Consider the following 14,256-nt stretch of genomic DNA (forward strand, 5'->3'; position numbering starts at 1 on the left):
CTATCGGGTATGTTGCAGCGTGCCGTTGACGCTTTTCAATGAGTTAGCCCCCATAAGCCCCAGATGATTTTGCTTGTGAGGGGGTAGGGGATCCTGAGCTACTCACCTCTATAGCTGGTCAGCCCCATATGCGGCTGACTGGCGTCAGCACGTTGATGAATGAGTTCAGCGGCGGTATATCCGGTGCAGGCAAAATGTAACTTGTTCTGGATTGTTTGAAAAAACTGCGTGGTTTCTTTTAGCGATGGTTGATAGTCAGCCGCTAATGCAAAAATCTCTCGCACCCGCAAATAAACGCGGCGTTCGCTGGCGCGAATATCGCGGATACGCTCCAGCATCTCATCGAAATAGTCGGGCACTGCCGATGAACCCACAGGCGGATTCTTCAGCCGCTCATCGTCCATCACAAAACCTTTGATCAGGTATTCCTGGAGCGTCTGGGTCGCCCACTGGCGGAACTGCGTGCCGCGAGAGGAGCGAACGCGATAGCCAACAGCGAGTATGGCTTCAAGGTTGTAATGGTCTATCTCTCTGGAAACCTGGCGTTTTCCTTCCAGGCGAACTATCCGGAATTTCCGGATAGTTGAATTTCGAGCAAGTTCACCTTCAGAGAAGATATTGATTAAATGCTCATTAATAGTCCGAACGTCTTTATCGTACAGTTCAGCCATTGTCGCCTGGGATAACCAGATTGTGTCTGACTCAAAGCGGCATTCAACGCGCACTTTCCCATCACCGCTGGCAAACATAATGAACTCACCTGCTGGGGACGACGTTATATTTTCCTTTGCCATATGGTCTCCGGGTCAACCTGTTCACAACGGTAGAGTATGTCAGAAGCGGGGCAGAAATTTCATTAGACGAACGATTAATCTGGCGCATTTGCGAGCGGTTATCCGGAAAGTGAAGGTATTAAGACGCGGGAATTTTCCCTGCTCGCGCTGCGCTCAGCAGGGCTACGGTTCTGCGCCGTCTGGTAGCCCGGGTAAGGCGCTAGCCGCCACCCGGGGTTTTTCTTGCTCGCGCTATCAGGTATGTTGCAGCGTGCCGTTGACGCTTTTCAGCGATTGTTGAATATGCCGTAATTCGGCTGTTAGTTTCTCTTCTTTATCGCTGAGAGGCAGCAATACAATGCAGCCATCCATCACCTTAACCGTGACCGGCTTCCCGGTATCGAATCCCGCTTCGCGTAGCCACTTGCCGGAAAGGGTAAGACTTGGTGTACTGGTATCCCGGCCATTGGGCCGATAGCCAACCAGCAGCTGACGTTCGGTTCCGCTAACGATGATATCTGGGGGTAGAATGCAAATCAGCCATAATCAACTCCTTGATAGTTGGTGAGGTTAGCTCTCATCAGGTATTGCGAGTACTTGATGGGGTCGATTAATTTAACTCTCCACTCGGCTGGGAACACCAACAATCTCCATTTTTATAACCCCTTCATAAGTGAATATTGATGTCAGACCTTTCCTTACCCGACCATAAAAAGCAATATCGATCATATTAAGTGCTCTGACATGTTCATTTGATAGCCTTGCGTTCTGCGACCTGGTGGCCATCAATTGTTTAAAAATATCTATTTTGAGCGTCTTTCTATCAGTATATCTTTTAATAAATTTCTGAACTTGAACGGCAACAACAGGGCTGATTAAAGTCACTATCACCGTTGTGATCGATAGCATTAAACTCATTTTAGAATCCATATTTTTATAAGATATAAAGTTAGAATAAAAAAAAGAATTCAATAGGATAGGCTAACTGTAAGATATTGGATACATGCCGAATGGCCGATAGAGGATGAGAAACTTTGGCGGAAGATCACAGGAGTTGAACCTGCCCGGGACCGCTGGCGGCCCCAACTGGATTTGAAGTCCAGCCACCTCACCGGAGATGACGATCTTCCGCGCCTCGATTGCTACATGGAGGCGGGCGCATTATAGCTACTTTCAGGCATTTACCACATACCTAAACGCACTTTTTTACTGTTAAAACTGGACTTTGCAGAACAGTCTGAGACAAATCCGTTCAAAATCCATGGGTTACACTTTTTCACACTCTTTCGGGCTACCGCGATCACAGAAAACAAGAAACGTAATTTGATAACGAGATATCGCAATTCATCTTACTGCGCCAAAGGTTTAAAAAAACCGTAACCGGTACCAATCCGCGGTGCCGCTAAGGGAATAGTGCGCAAATGAAAGATCATATTCTGTCCGTCAAAGAGAAAATTGGCTACGGTATGGGTGACGCCGCCAGCCACATCATTTTTGATAACGTCATGTTATACATGATGTTTTTCTACACCGATATTTTCGGTATCCCCGCCGGCTTTGTCGGCACCATGTTCCTGCTGGCGCGGGCGCTGGATGCGATTTCCGACCCGTGCATGGGCCTGCTTGCCGACCGTACCCGCAGCCGCTGGGGTAAGTTCCGCCCGTGGATCCTCTTCGGCGCTATCCCGTTCGGCCTCGTCTGCGTGCTGGCTTACAGCTCGCCGGATTTAAGCCACAACGGCAAGCTGATCTACGCCGCCGTGACCTACACGCTGCTGACCCTGCTCTACACCGTAGTGAATATCCCCTACTGCGCGCTCGGCGGCGTGATCACCGACAACCCGACGCAGCGCATCTCGCTGCAGTCCTGGCGCTTCGTGCTGGCGACGGCGGGGGGCATGCTCTCCACCGTGCTGATGATGCCGCTGGTCAACTTTATCGGCGGCGAAAATAAAGCGCTGGGCTTCCAGGGCGGCATTGCGGTGCTCTCGGTGGTCGCCTTCCTGATGCTGGCCTTCTGTTTTTTCACCACCAAAGAGCGTGTCGAAGCGCCGCCGAGCAGTACCTCGATGCGTGAAGACCTGCGCGATATCTGGCGCAACGACCAGTGGCGCATCGTTGGCGTACTCACCATCCTCAATATCCTCGCGGTCTGCGTTCGCGGCGGCGCGATGATGTACTACACCACCTGGATCATGGGCTCGGCGGCGCTGTTCACCGTCTTCCTCACCACCTACTGCGTCGGCAACCTGATTGGCTCGGCGCTGGCGAAGCCGTTGACCGACTGGAAATGCAAAGTCAGCGTCTTCTGGTGGACCAACGCCCTCCTGGCGGTGCTCAGCGTGGCGATGTTCTTCGTACCGATGGACGCCGAAATCACCATGTTCGTCTTTATCTTCATCATTGGCGTACTGCACCAGCTGGTGACGCCAATCCAGTGGGTGATGATGTCCGACACCGTCGACTACGGCGAATGGTGCAACGGCAAACGCCTGACCGGCATCAGCTTCGCCGGCACCCTGTTTGTGCTTAAGTTGGGGCTGGCGCTGGGCGGCGCGCTGATCGGCTGGATGCTGGCCGGCGGCGGCTATGACGCCGCCGCTAAAACCCAGAACAGCGCCACCCTCACCATCATTATCGCCTTGTTCACCCTCGTTCCGGCGGTGTGCTACCTGCTGAGCGCGGTAATCGCCAAACGCTACTACACGCTAAAAACGCCGTTCCTGAAAAAAATGATGGCCGAGCTGGCCGAGGGCGCGCGTCGCAACGAACAAGAGTTCACGGCAGCCCCGATCGAAAAAGAATGGCAAAACTAAGAGGACGTTTTAATGAAAATCAGTGATGGAAACTGGCTCATTCAACCAGGGCTCAACCTGATCCAACCCGTACAGGTTTACGAGGTGGAGCAGCAGGGTAATGAAATGGTGGTCTATGCCGCGCCGCGCGATGTCCGCGAACGCGCCTGGCAGCTGGATACGCCATTGTTCACCCTGCGCTTTTTCTCGCCTCAGGAAGGGATAATCGGCGTGCGCATGGAGCACTTCCAGGGCGCGCTGGATAACGGCCCGCACTATCCGCTGAACGTGCAGAAAGACGTCCATGTCGAAATAGAAAATACGGCCGAGTTCGCCGAGCTGAAAAGCGGCAGCCTCAGCGTGCGGGTGACGAAAGGTGAATTTTGGGCGCTGGATTTTCTGCGCGACGGCGTGCGTATCACCGGTAGCCAACTGAAAAACAACGGCTACGTGCAGGATAGTAAGACCCAGCGCAACTACATGTTTGAGCGCCTCGACCTCGGCGTCGGCGAAACCGTCTACGGCCTCGGCGAGCGCTTTACCGCGCTGGTGCGCAACGGCCAGACGGTAGAAACCTGGAACGAAGACGGCGGCACCAGCACCGAGCAATCCTACAAAAACATTCCGTTCTACCTGACCAACCGCGGCTACGGCGTACTGGTGAATCATCCGCAGCGCGTCTCCTTCGAGGTGGGCTCGGAGAAAGTCTCTAAAGTCCAGTTTAGCGTTGAAGGCGAATATCTCGAGTACTTCGTGATCGACGGCCCGACGCCGAAAGCGGTGCTTAACCGCTATACGCAGTTCACCGGCCGTCCGGCGCTGCCGCCGGCATGGTCGTTCGGTCTGTGGCTGACGACCTCGTTCACCACCAACTATGACGAAGCGACGGTAAATAGCTTTATCGATGGCATGGCCGAGCGCCATCTGCCGCTGCACGTCTTCCACTTCGACTGCTTCTGGATGAAGGCCTTCCAGTGGTGCGATTTTGAATGGGATCCGCTAACTTTCCCGGACCCGGAAGGGATGATCAAGCGCCTGAAGGCGAAAGGGCTGAAGGTCTGCGTGTGGATCAACCCGTACATCGGCCAGCGCTCGCCGGTGTTCAAGGAGCTGAAAGAGAAGGGGTACCTGCTGAAGCGCCCGGACGGTTCGCTGTGGCAGTGGGATAAGTGGCAGCCGGGGCTGGCGATTTATGACTTCACCAACCCGGAAGCCTGCCAGTGGTACGCCGACAAGTTAAAAGGTCTGGTAGCGATGGGGGTCGATTGCTTCAAGACCGACTTCGGCGAGCGTATCCCGACCGACGTGCAGTGGTTTGACGGTTCCGATCCGCAGAAAATGCACAACCACTACGCATTCATCTATAACGAGCTGGTGTGGAAGGTGCTGAAAGAGACCGTCGGCGAGCAGGAGGCGGTGCTGTTCGCCCGCTCCGCCTCGGTTGGGGCGCAGCAGTTCCCGGTGCACTGGGGCGGTGACTGCTACGCCAATTACGAATCGATGGCGGAAAGCCTGCGCGGCGGGCTGTCGATCGGCATGTCCGGCTTCGGCTTCTGGAGTCACGATATCGGCGGTTTCGAAAACACCGCGCCGGCCCACGTTTATAAGCGCTGGTGCGCCTTTGGCCTGCTCTCCAGCCACAGCCGCCTGCACGGCAGCAAATCCTATCGTGTGCCGTGGGCCTACGACGAAGAGTCCTGTGACGTGGTGCGCCACTTCACGCAGCTGAAATGCCGCATGATGCCGTATCTCTATCGCCAGGCGGCGCTGGCCAACGAGTTCGGCACTCCGATGTTGCGCGCGATGATGCTCGAATTCCCGGACGATCCGGCCTGCGACTATCTCGACCGCCAGTATATGCTCGGCGATTCGGTCCTGGTGGCGCCGGTGTTCTCTGAAGCGGGCGAGGTGAAGTTTTATCTGCCGGAAGGGCGCTGGACGCACCTGTGGCATAACGATGAATTGCCGGGTAGCCGCTGGCATAAGCAGCGTCACGATGCACTGAGCCTGCCGGTCTACGTTCGTGACAACACCCTGCTGGCGCTGGGCAACAACGACCAGAAACCCGATTATGCCTGGCATGAAGGCACCGCCTTCCAGCTGTTCCAGCTTGGCGATGGCAATGAAACGGTCTGTCAGGTTCCGGCGGCCGACGGTTCCGCGATCTTCACTCTGAAGGCGAAGCGCCAGGGTAACACCATCACCGTGAGCGGCGAAGGCGAAGCCCGCGGCTGGACGCTGTGTCTGCGCAATATCCCGCAGATAGCGGGCGTGGAGGGTGGGACTCAGGCCGGCAGTGAACTGGGCGTGGTGGTGAGCGCCGAGGACAATGCGCTGACGATTTCGCTGTAAATAACAACTCCCGCAGCATATCGCGGGAGTTATTCTTTCTGCGAATTTGAGATCGTTATCACGTATATTAATGACTGAAATGTGATCTGACGTATAAATATTGGTCCTTTCTCTGTCTTGTCTTATTTCTGTCCGGATATCCGGACACGATTTAGTATTGTTGTTTACTCCCCGCCTCCCTATATTTATCCTCAATGATTTTCATAGAGATCGCGTCGTATAGCGATATCTTATTGGCATTAATCTGCTATGCAATAAGGGTAAATAATGCAAATGGTTACCTCGCGACAGAACAGATTATTAAAATTTCTCTTGCCTAAACGAGAATACGTTACGTTATTAAAAATGGCTGAATACTTAAATGTTTCAGAAAAAACAGTTCAGCGTGACTTACGTTTTCTTGAACAATGGCTTTCTGACTGGAAAATCAGTATTGATAAACGTGCCGGCGCGGGCGTCATGCTATTGGCTGATAACGTCGCCGATCTGTTGCAATTAGACCAGTTACTCAGTAGCGAAAGCGATGATACAGATGCCATGATGAATAATTCCCGGCGTGTGAAAATTGCTTCTCACTTATTAAGTGAAACGCCGCGCGAAACATCGATCAGTAAATTGTCTGAACGTTATTTTATTAGCAGCGCCTCAATTGTGAATGATTTAAAAGTGATCGAATCATGGATTAGGCCACTGGGTCTGATGCTCATTCGTAGCCAGAGCGGCACTCATATTGAGGGGAGTGAATCCCATGTTCGCCAGGCTATGGCCTTATTAATTAATGGTGTTATTAACCATAATGAACCAGGAAATATTATTCACTCCCGTCTGGATAGCGGTAGCTATAAAGCCCTGGTGCATTATTTCGGTGAAGAAGATGTTATCTTTGTGCAGTCGCTTCTTCAGGATATGGAACGAAAATTAAGTTGGTCGCTGGGCGAGCCGTATTACGTCAATATTTTCACCCATATCCTGATTATGATGTATCGCATCACCCGCGGCAATGCATTACCGCGCCGGGAACAGGGACATCCGTTATTTGATGAGTCCATCTTTCGTATCGCGCAGAATATGCTGCAAAAAATTGAGGCCCGCATTGCCCACCCTTTACCAGAGGACGAAAGCTGGTTTATTTATCAATACATTATTTCGTCCGGCATGCTGGTGGAAGAGCGTGATGATGTCAGCATGCTGCGCAATATACGCTCCAGCGATGAGGCCCGGCAAATCACCTCCCGGCTGATCGCCCTGTTTTCCTCGGTGGTTGATATCGATCTGACGCATGACACCGCGTTATATGAAGGGTTGCTCATTCATATCAAGCCGCTGCTCAACCGGCTGAATTATCGTATCTATATCCGTAATCCGCTGCTGGAAGATATCAAGGGCGAATTAACAGAGGTGTGGCCATTAACTCTGCGGGTGGTGAATCAGGTATTTGCCGCCTGGGGCGAGAACGCGGTTTCGGAAGATGAAGTGGGTTATTTAACCGTGCATTTCCAGGCCGCGATGGAGAGGCAGGTGGCCAGAAAGCGGGTACTGCTGGTGTGTTCGACCGGGATTGGTACCTCGCATCTGTTGAAAAGCCGGGTCCTCAGGGCCTTTCCTGACTGGACCATCGTCGGCGTACTGCCTGCGGGTAGTCTACATACGCTACAGCGACAGGATGATATTGAATTGGTCATTTCAACCATTCATCTGCCGGAGATTGCGTTACCGGTAGTCTATGTCACGGCTTTTTTTAACGATGCCGATATTAAGCGGGTAACAGAAAAAGTTATCACCGAGAAATTACACCATGCTGCAACGTCAACTGCCAGCAATGAAATTTTATATCCATGAGGTAAATAATATGGACATCAGCCGGATTTTAAATACTAAGCGTGTATTGCTGGATATGAAGGCCACGACTAAAGCGGAAGTTATTGAAGAATTAACCGACCTGCTGCAGAAAGATGGGGCCATAAGCTGTCGCGAAACGTTTATTCAGGACGTTTGGCAGCGTGAGTCGGAAGGTTCGACCGGATTTGAAAACCACATCGCTATTCCTCATGGAAAATCATCCGCGGTGCTGAATACTACGCTCGCCATTGGCCGTACTCGTCAGGATATTGCCTGGGAAACGCTTGATGGAAGCCAGGTTCGTTGCATTATTTTATTTGCCGTCCGTCTGGAAGATCAAAATACCACCCATATCCGCTTACTCTCCCAGGTCGCTGGAGCGTTGGCCGATGATGACATTATTGCGCAATTGCTCGAAGAAACCAGTCCGCAGAAGATTATTGATCTCTTTAGTCAATATGCTGAATCGGATGTTTACTAACAATAACTAGTGGAGTCTGAGATGAATATTGTCTGTGTTGCCGCCTGTACGGCGGGTATTGCTCATACTTATATCGCACGTGAGAAGTTAATGAAAGGCGCGAAAGCGCTGGGCCACAATGTCAAAGTTGAAACTCAGGGAACAATAGGTACTGAGAATGAACTGACAACCGAAGATATCGCTGCCGCCGATGTCGTTATTCTTGCCGTTGATGTGAAAATTAAAGGCGAAGAGCGTTTTAAAAACAAACGAATTGTCCGCGTGAAAACGGAGGTCGTTATTAAGTCACCGATTCAGTTTATCGAAAAGGTCGAGAAATCCTTAGCTAATGCCTGATCCTTATTCTGGAGGGATCTACCATGAGTGAGAATAAACCACCTGTCTCGCAGGAAATTAAAAAGCATTTGTTAACGGGTATTTCATGGATGATACCGCTGATTGTTGCCGCCGGGATCTGCATTGCGCTCGGTCAGGTTCTGGGCGGTACCAATGTCGCCGAGAAAGTCGGCACCATTCCATGGATGTTGAATCAAATCGGCGGCTGGGGGATGGGGCTCATCGTCCCGCTCATCTGTGCGGCGATTGCCTATTCCATTGCCGACAGACCTGGTTTTGCCCCTGGACTGATTGTTGGGTTTGTCTGCGGGCAAATCCACACCGGTTTCATCGGCGGAATGCTGGGCGGTTTCCTGGTGGGCTATACGGTGCTGCTGTTAAAGCATTACGTGCGGTTGCCAAAATCGATGCAAGGGCTGATGCCCATTATGGTGCTGCCGGTATTAAGCACCATTATCAGCGGTCTGTTGATGATGACCCTGATAGGCAAGCCGATTGCCTGGCTGCAGGAGGCCTTGATTCATCTGTTGGAGTCGATGCAGGGCGGTTCACGATTCCTGATGGGGGCCATTCTTGGCGCGATGGCCACCTTTGATTTTGGCGGGCCGGTGAATAAAACCATGTCGTTATTCGCCGATGGCTTGCTGGTGAGCGGGGTCTATGGGCCGGAGGCGGTCAAGTTTGTCGGCTCCATGATCCCACCGTTCGGTATTACGTTGTCCTTCCTGCTGACCCGCCATAAATATACCCGTGCCGAAAGTGAAGCGTTAAAGGCCGCCTTCCCGATGGGTATTTGCATGATCACCGAAGGGGTGATCCCTATCGCGGCCCGCGATCTGCTGCGGGTGGTGGGATCCTGCGTCGTGGCTTCAGCGGTGGCAGGCGGCTTGATTATGACCTGGGGTGTGGAAAGCCCGGTGCCACATGGCGGTATGTTTGTGGTGCCGCTATTCACCCATCCACTGCTGTTTTGTCTGGCGCTGGCGATTGGGACGGTTATCTGTGGCGTGATGTTGTCGCTGTGGAAAAAACCGGTCACGGAGCGTGATGAAGAGTTTGATGAACTGAGCGACCAAAAAGTCGCCGATGATGAAATCACCTTTACCCTTGAGTAAACGGAGGCCCTATGTTTGCCGATATGAAGCAGATGGTTGAGAAAGCCTGGCGTGAACAGTATGCCCTGCTGGCGATTAACTGTATGAATCTGGAGAGCGCCCGCGCCGCGGTACGCGTGGCGGAAAAATACCGCGCGCCGATTATTCTCAATCTCTATCAGGGCCATCTGGCGCATTTTCCGCCAGCGACAGCGATGGCGGTGGCCAGGACCCTTGCCGAAGAGGCCAGCGTTCCCGTGACCTTGAGTCTCGATCATGGGAAAGAACCGGTGAAGATCCGCCAGGCTTTTCGCGCTGGATTCAGCGGGTTGATGATCGATGCTTCTGCATTTCCACTTGCGGAAAATATCCGCCAGACCCGCGAAGTCACCACTCTGGCTGCCAGCATCGGGCTGTGTGTTGAAGGGGAATTGGGGCATCTGGCTGATGCTCCACGCTATGACTCTGCGACGAACGCCGACCTGATGACGCAACCTGAGGACGTCGCCCCGTTTATCGAGCAAACCGGTATCGACTTACTGGCGGTCTCCGTCGGCACGGCCCACGGCATGTATGCGCCTGGGGTCACGCCCGCGCTGGACTTTGACCGTCTGGCGCAGGTGCAGCGAGCCTCTTCGGTGCCCCTGGCCCTGCACGGCGGCAGCGGCACGCCATTTGATCAGCTTGCCTGCTGCCCGGCATTTGGCGTGGCGAAGATTAATGTCGGCGCGGCGGTGTTTGAAGCAGGTAAAGCCGCACTACTCCATACCCTTTGCCATGACAGCTCTATTGAACTGGCCGATGCCATGGCGGTGATGGAACACGCCAGCGCTGAAGCTATCGTCCCTTACTTACAAGCATCCGGCGCGATAAACCGCGCCTGATTCACTTATCAGTCACGCCCTTTATGCCAGCGCATATTCGCCCTGGCAGGGCGAACTACACCCTGAAACTGGAGAAGACCATGTTAGTTTCCATGCAAGAAATACTTAAACCGACTCGTGAACACGGCTTTGCCATCGGCGCATTTAACGTTGCGGACAGCTGCTTTATTCGCGCCGTCGTGGAAGAGGCGGAAGCGACAAATACTCCCGCCATCATTTCAATTCACCCCAGCGAGCACGACTTTGTCGGCGATTCCTTTTTTAGCTACGTGCGGGATATCACCCAGCGTAGCCGGGTGCCGTTTACATTACATCTCGATCATGGCGCCTCGGTGGAGCATGTGCTGCGTGCGATCCAGTGCGGTTTTACCTCGGTGATGATCGATGGGTCGCTGCTTCCCTATGAAGAAAACGTCGCTCTAACGCGGGAAGTGGTCAGGCTGGCGCATGCGGTTGGCGTCTCTGTCGAAGGTGAACTGGGGACCATCGGCCAGACGGGAACGTCGGTAGAGGGCGGAGTGTCGAAAGTGACTTATACCGACCCGGCGCAGGCGCAGGATTTTGTCACTCGTACCGGCGTCGATACCCTGGCGGTGGCGATTGGTACCGCGCACGGCATCTATCCAAAAGGGATGCAACCTGAATTGCAGATGCACATTCTGCGCGATATTGCCGGACGAGTGTCGATCCCGCTGGTACTGCACGGCGGCTCCGCCAATCCGGATGCGGAAATTGCCGAGTCGGTCACGCTCGGAGTAGGGAAAATCAATATCTCCAGCGATATGAAACACGCTTACTTCCTGAAAGTACGTGAAATTTTGAGTAAAGAGAGCTGGTGGGATCCGAATGTGATTTATCCGGAACCGATTCATGCCGCACGTGAAGTTATTCGCCACAAAATGAAGTTGTTTGGTTCCACCGGCAAAGCAAGCTTGTATTGACCCAGTCGGAAGGCGGGAGTACCCGCCTTCCAATCGGCAGGAGGCAAAGATGAATTACCTCGGACTGGATATCGGTGGGACGAAAATCGCCGCCGTCGTGATGGATGAGCAGGGACGGGAGCGGGGGCGTTACCGCTGCGCAACACGCAAAGAAAACCGTCAGGCATTTATATCGTGCATCGTGGATTTCGTTGCCGATATTCGCGCACGGACGGGATCGCCGATGGCTATTGGCATCGCGTTGCCGGGCAGCGTTTCGCCACAGCATGGCGCCATTCGTAACGCCAACATTCAGGTAATTAACGGCTATCGTTTACAGGATGCGCTTGAACAGGCGCTCGGTCAGCCGGTGGTGTTAGCCAACGATGGCAATTGTTTCGCCTTATCAGAAGCATGCGATGGCGCCGGAGAAGGGTTTTCATCGGTTTTCGGCATGACGTTAGGGACCGGCTGCGGAGGTGGTATTACCCTGGAGCGGCAGCCTTTCGTCGGCGCCTCAGGTATTGCCGCAGAGTGCGGGCATATCGCCTTGCCCGGCTATTCTCCTGAGGAGGATGGGCCGCCGACACGTTGTTATTGCGGCAGATTTAACTGTGTGGAGTCTTTTATTTCCGCAACGGGGCTACGTGAACGCTATCGACTGCTCAGCGGAGAGCGTTTGTCGAGCGAGCAGATTCTCGCCCGCGCGCAGGCGGGAGAATCCGCCGCTTGCCATCAGATCCACCGCTTTCGTCAACAGCTGGCGCGGACGCTGGCGACTATTGTCAATATCATCGACCCCGGCGTGATTGTGTTGGGCGGCGGTTTATCCAACGCGCCGCAGCTGGTAGCGGATTTACCATCGGCGGTTGCACCGCTTGTCTTCACCGACCATTTTTCCACCCCTATCATTTCTGCGCGGCATGGCGACAGTAGCGGTATGCGCGGCGCCGCCTGGCTTGCCGTGCGAAGCGGAGTTAAACCATGAAACGTTCCCAGATTAACTATGCGATAGATAAAGCGCTGGCGATGGCCGAAACTTTTCGCATCAGCCTGCCGGAATTTGCCCACTTTACGGCGTCAAGCTGGCCGCAGAAGCGGCATGAAGGTTGGCATGAAGTCCAGGATCTACAGCTTGGATGGGATGTGACGGATTTCGCCAGCGGTTGCTTTCGCGAAACGGGCCTTACGCTGTTGACGTTACGCAACGGTTCTTTATCCGACCCGCGTTATACCAAACCCTACGCGGAAAAAATGTTGCAGATTCAGCAAGATCAGCAAACCCCCTGGCATTTCCATTACCACAAAATGGAGGACATCATTAACCGCGGCGGCGGCGACCTCTGCATGCAACTGGCCTGGGCGACACAGGACGAACAGTTAGACCAACAGCGCCATGTTAGCGTGATGATCGATGGCTGCCAGCGTACGCTGAAACCCGCTGAGACGCTGGTGCTGCATCCGGGGCAGAGCGTCTGTCTACCGGTGGGCCTCTATCATCGCTTCTGGGCCGAAAAAGGGATAGTGATGGGTTGGGAAATTTCAATGGTTAATGACGACCATACGGATAATCGTTTTCTCGAGGCGGGCGGGCGCTTTCCCTCCATTGAGGAAGATGAACCTGCAAGATGGCTGCTGTGCAGTGAATACCGGCAGTGACGTTGAGAGCCATCCCACAGACCGATTTGCTCTCCGGTGGTAGCGTAATCTGCCGCTGAGAGGAGCCCGTAATGGACTTAGAAAATATCTTTCGTGACGTGAAGTTGAGTAAAACCGAAATGACCGTGCTGCGTTTTATTCAAAATGACCCGCAGCTATGTATCCGCGAAGGGATCCGCACCGTCGCGGAGCGCTGCTACAGTAATCCTTCTTCGCTGGTGCGGCTGGCGAAGAAGCTTAAGTTCAGCGGCTGGCTGGAGCTGGTCTATTTCATCAAGTTCAATATCACCATGCCAAAGCTCGATGTCACCAACGATATCGATTATATGAGCATTCAGCCGGCAGAAGCGCTGACGCCGCTGCTGGCAGGCCTTGAGCAGCAGCGTATTTTGATCCACGGCAGCGGCTTTTCGCAGCTGATCGCCCAGTATATTTATAATAAGTTTCTCGTTACCGGCGTGCACGCCAGCCTGGCATTGTGGCCCGATTACGAAATCCTTGAGCAAAAAAACGCTGCCCGCTTTGATTCCATCTGGATCATTTCTAAATCCGGACGCAGCAGTTCGGCGTTAAATTGGGTTAAGGCGCTGGAAGGCAAGGAGATAAACCTGGTTTGCTTTACCGGCGATTATCAAAGCCCGCTGGCGCAGGCCGCGAATACGGCGTTTATTATTCATGACCCTCAGAAGTTCGACGATGATATTTACTGGAGCAACCCGTTTTTTGGCTACTGCATATTGGGCTTTGAGCGGTTGTTAAAAATGTGGTTTACCAGCGTACGTAGCAATAGGTAGCCCCGCTAAGCGTAGCGCCGCCGGGCAATATCCGCGGATATGGAGCCGCTTTTGCGCCGGGTGGCGGCTTCGCCTTACCCGGCCTACAGTCCGTGCGACCTGCCTTTAATGTCTTCACCACGCTGGCTGAAACTGCCAGTGCTGGTGGCCTCAAAATCGCTGAGACGTTCCCGGAAGGCCGGGGCAGCCCGCATGGATGCGGGCTGAGGGCCGTGATTTGCAGGGACGCTGCCTCGGCCCGACCCGAAGCCTGCCGGGATAAGTCGAAGGTACCACGAAGTGGCGATTTTGGCGGCCAGAGCCCGGGAGTACAGAGGGCGGCGGCGACT

The 14,256-nt window shown here is 53.6% G+C and carries 12 protein-coding genes, 1 tRNA gene and 2 pseudogenes; 11 read left to right on the forward strand and 4 right to left on the reverse strand.

Going from position 1 to position 14,256, the window contains the following annotated elements; genetic code table 11:
- Positions 1 to 101: 101 nt before the first annotated feature.
- The 4 genes and pseudogenes from rhuM to ABLU80_RS10560 all read right to left on the reverse strand — a co-directional run.
- Positions 102 to 794 (reverse strand): annotated as a pseudogene (gene rhuM, locus ABLU80_RS10545) (RhuM family protein); the annotation flags it as partial.
- 234 nt (positions 795 to 1,028) lie between these two features.
- Positions 1,029 to 1,317: pseudogene (locus ABLU80_RS10550) on the reverse strand (SymE family type I addiction module toxin).
- Positions 1,318 to 1,388: 71 nt separating this feature from the next.
- Complete coding sequence (locus ABLU80_RS10555; RefSeq protein ID WP_047079828.1) at positions 1,389 to 1,691, reverse strand: DUF6680 family protein; 303 nt, start codon at positions 1,689 to 1,691, stop codon at positions 1,389 to 1,391.
- 117 nt (positions 1,692 to 1,808) lie between these two features.
- Positions 1,809 to 1,903 (reverse strand) — tRNA-Sec (locus tag ABLU80_RS10560).
- Between the two features lie 291 nt (positions 1,904 to 2,194).
- On the opposite strand from ABLU80_RS10560, the gene ABLU80_RS10565 reads away from it, so the two are divergent.
- The 11 genes from ABLU80_RS10565 to ABLU80_RS10615 all read left to right on the forward strand — a co-directional run bounded on the left by ABLU80_RS10565 (position 2,195) and on the right by ABLU80_RS10615 (position 13,927).
- Positions 2,195 to 3,589, forward strand: a complete 1,395-nt coding sequence (locus ABLU80_RS10565; protein WP_348849958.1) for a glycoside-pentoside-hexuronide family transporter — start codon at positions 2,195 to 2,197, stop codon at positions 3,587 to 3,589.
- 12 nt (positions 3,590 to 3,601) lie between these two features.
- Positions 3,602 to 5,920 (forward strand): alpha-xylosidase, encoded by a 2,319-nt coding sequence (yicI, locus tag ABLU80_RS10570; protein ID WP_348849959.1) that lies wholly within the window; start codon positions 3,602 to 3,604, stop codon positions 5,918 to 5,920.
- A 267-nt stretch (positions 5,921 to 6,187) separates the two neighbouring features.
- Positions 6,188 to 7,759, forward strand: a complete 1,572-nt coding sequence (locus ABLU80_RS10575) for a transcription antiterminator (protein WP_348849960.1) — start codon at positions 6,188 to 6,190, stop codon at positions 7,757 to 7,759.
- Positions 7,760 to 7,769: 10 nt separating this feature from the next.
- Entirely contained in the window at positions 7,770 to 8,240 is a 471-nt protein-coding gene (locus ABLU80_RS10580) for a fructose PTS transporter subunit IIA (RefSeq protein ID WP_015369118.1), read from the forward strand.
- A gap of 21 nt (positions 8,241 to 8,261) precedes the next feature.
- A complete protein-coding gene (locus tag ABLU80_RS10585) occupies positions 8,262 to 8,576 on the forward strand; it encodes a PTS fructose transporter subunit IIB (RefSeq protein WP_015369119.1) in 315 nt (104 codons plus the stop codon).
- A 23-nt stretch (positions 8,577 to 8,599) separates the two neighbouring features.
- Positions 8,600 to 9,691, forward strand: a complete 1,092-nt coding sequence (locus tag ABLU80_RS10590) for a PTS fructose transporter subunit IIC (RefSeq protein WP_348849961.1) — start codon at positions 8,600 to 8,602, stop codon at positions 9,689 to 9,691.
- 11 nt (positions 9,692 to 9,702) lie between these two features.
- Positions 9,703 to 10,554 (forward strand): class II fructose-bisphosphate aldolase, encoded by an 852-nt coding sequence (locus ABLU80_RS10595; protein ID WP_015369121.1) that lies wholly within the window; start codon positions 9,703 to 9,705, stop codon positions 10,552 to 10,554.
- 80 nt (positions 10,555 to 10,634) lie between these two features.
- Positions 10,635 to 11,495: a ketose-bisphosphate aldolase gene (locus tag ABLU80_RS10600; protein WP_020077668.1), complete on the forward strand. Its 861-nt coding sequence runs from the start codon at positions 10,635 to 10,637 to the stop codon at positions 11,493 to 11,495.
- A gap of 49 nt (positions 11,496 to 11,544) precedes the next feature.
- Positions 11,545 to 12,462, forward strand: coding sequence for an ROK family protein (locus tag ABLU80_RS10605; protein ID WP_045386569.1), 918 nt, complete (start codon positions 11,545 to 11,547; stop codon positions 12,460 to 12,462).
- On the forward strand, positions 12,459 to 13,133 hold the full coding sequence (locus ABLU80_RS10610; protein WP_015369124.1) for a D-lyxose/D-mannose family sugar isomerase: 675 nt from the start codon (positions 12,459 to 12,461) through the stop codon (positions 13,131 to 13,133). Before ABLU80_RS10605 ends, ABLU80_RS10610 begins: the two co-directional genes overlap by 4 nt.
- Before the next feature lie 71 nt (positions 13,134 to 13,204).
- Entirely contained in the window at positions 13,205 to 13,927 is a 723-nt protein-coding gene (locus tag ABLU80_RS10615) for an SIS domain-containing protein (RefSeq protein WP_047079833.1), read from the forward strand.
- Positions 13,928 to 14,256: the final 329 nt, after the last annotated feature.

The sequence above is a fragment of the Klebsiella sp. CN_Kp104 genome, from assembly GCF_040064515.1.
In the GTDB taxonomy this organism is placed as follows: domain Bacteria; phylum Pseudomonadota; class Gammaproteobacteria; order Enterobacterales; family Enterobacteriaceae; genus Klebsiella; species Klebsiella aerogenes.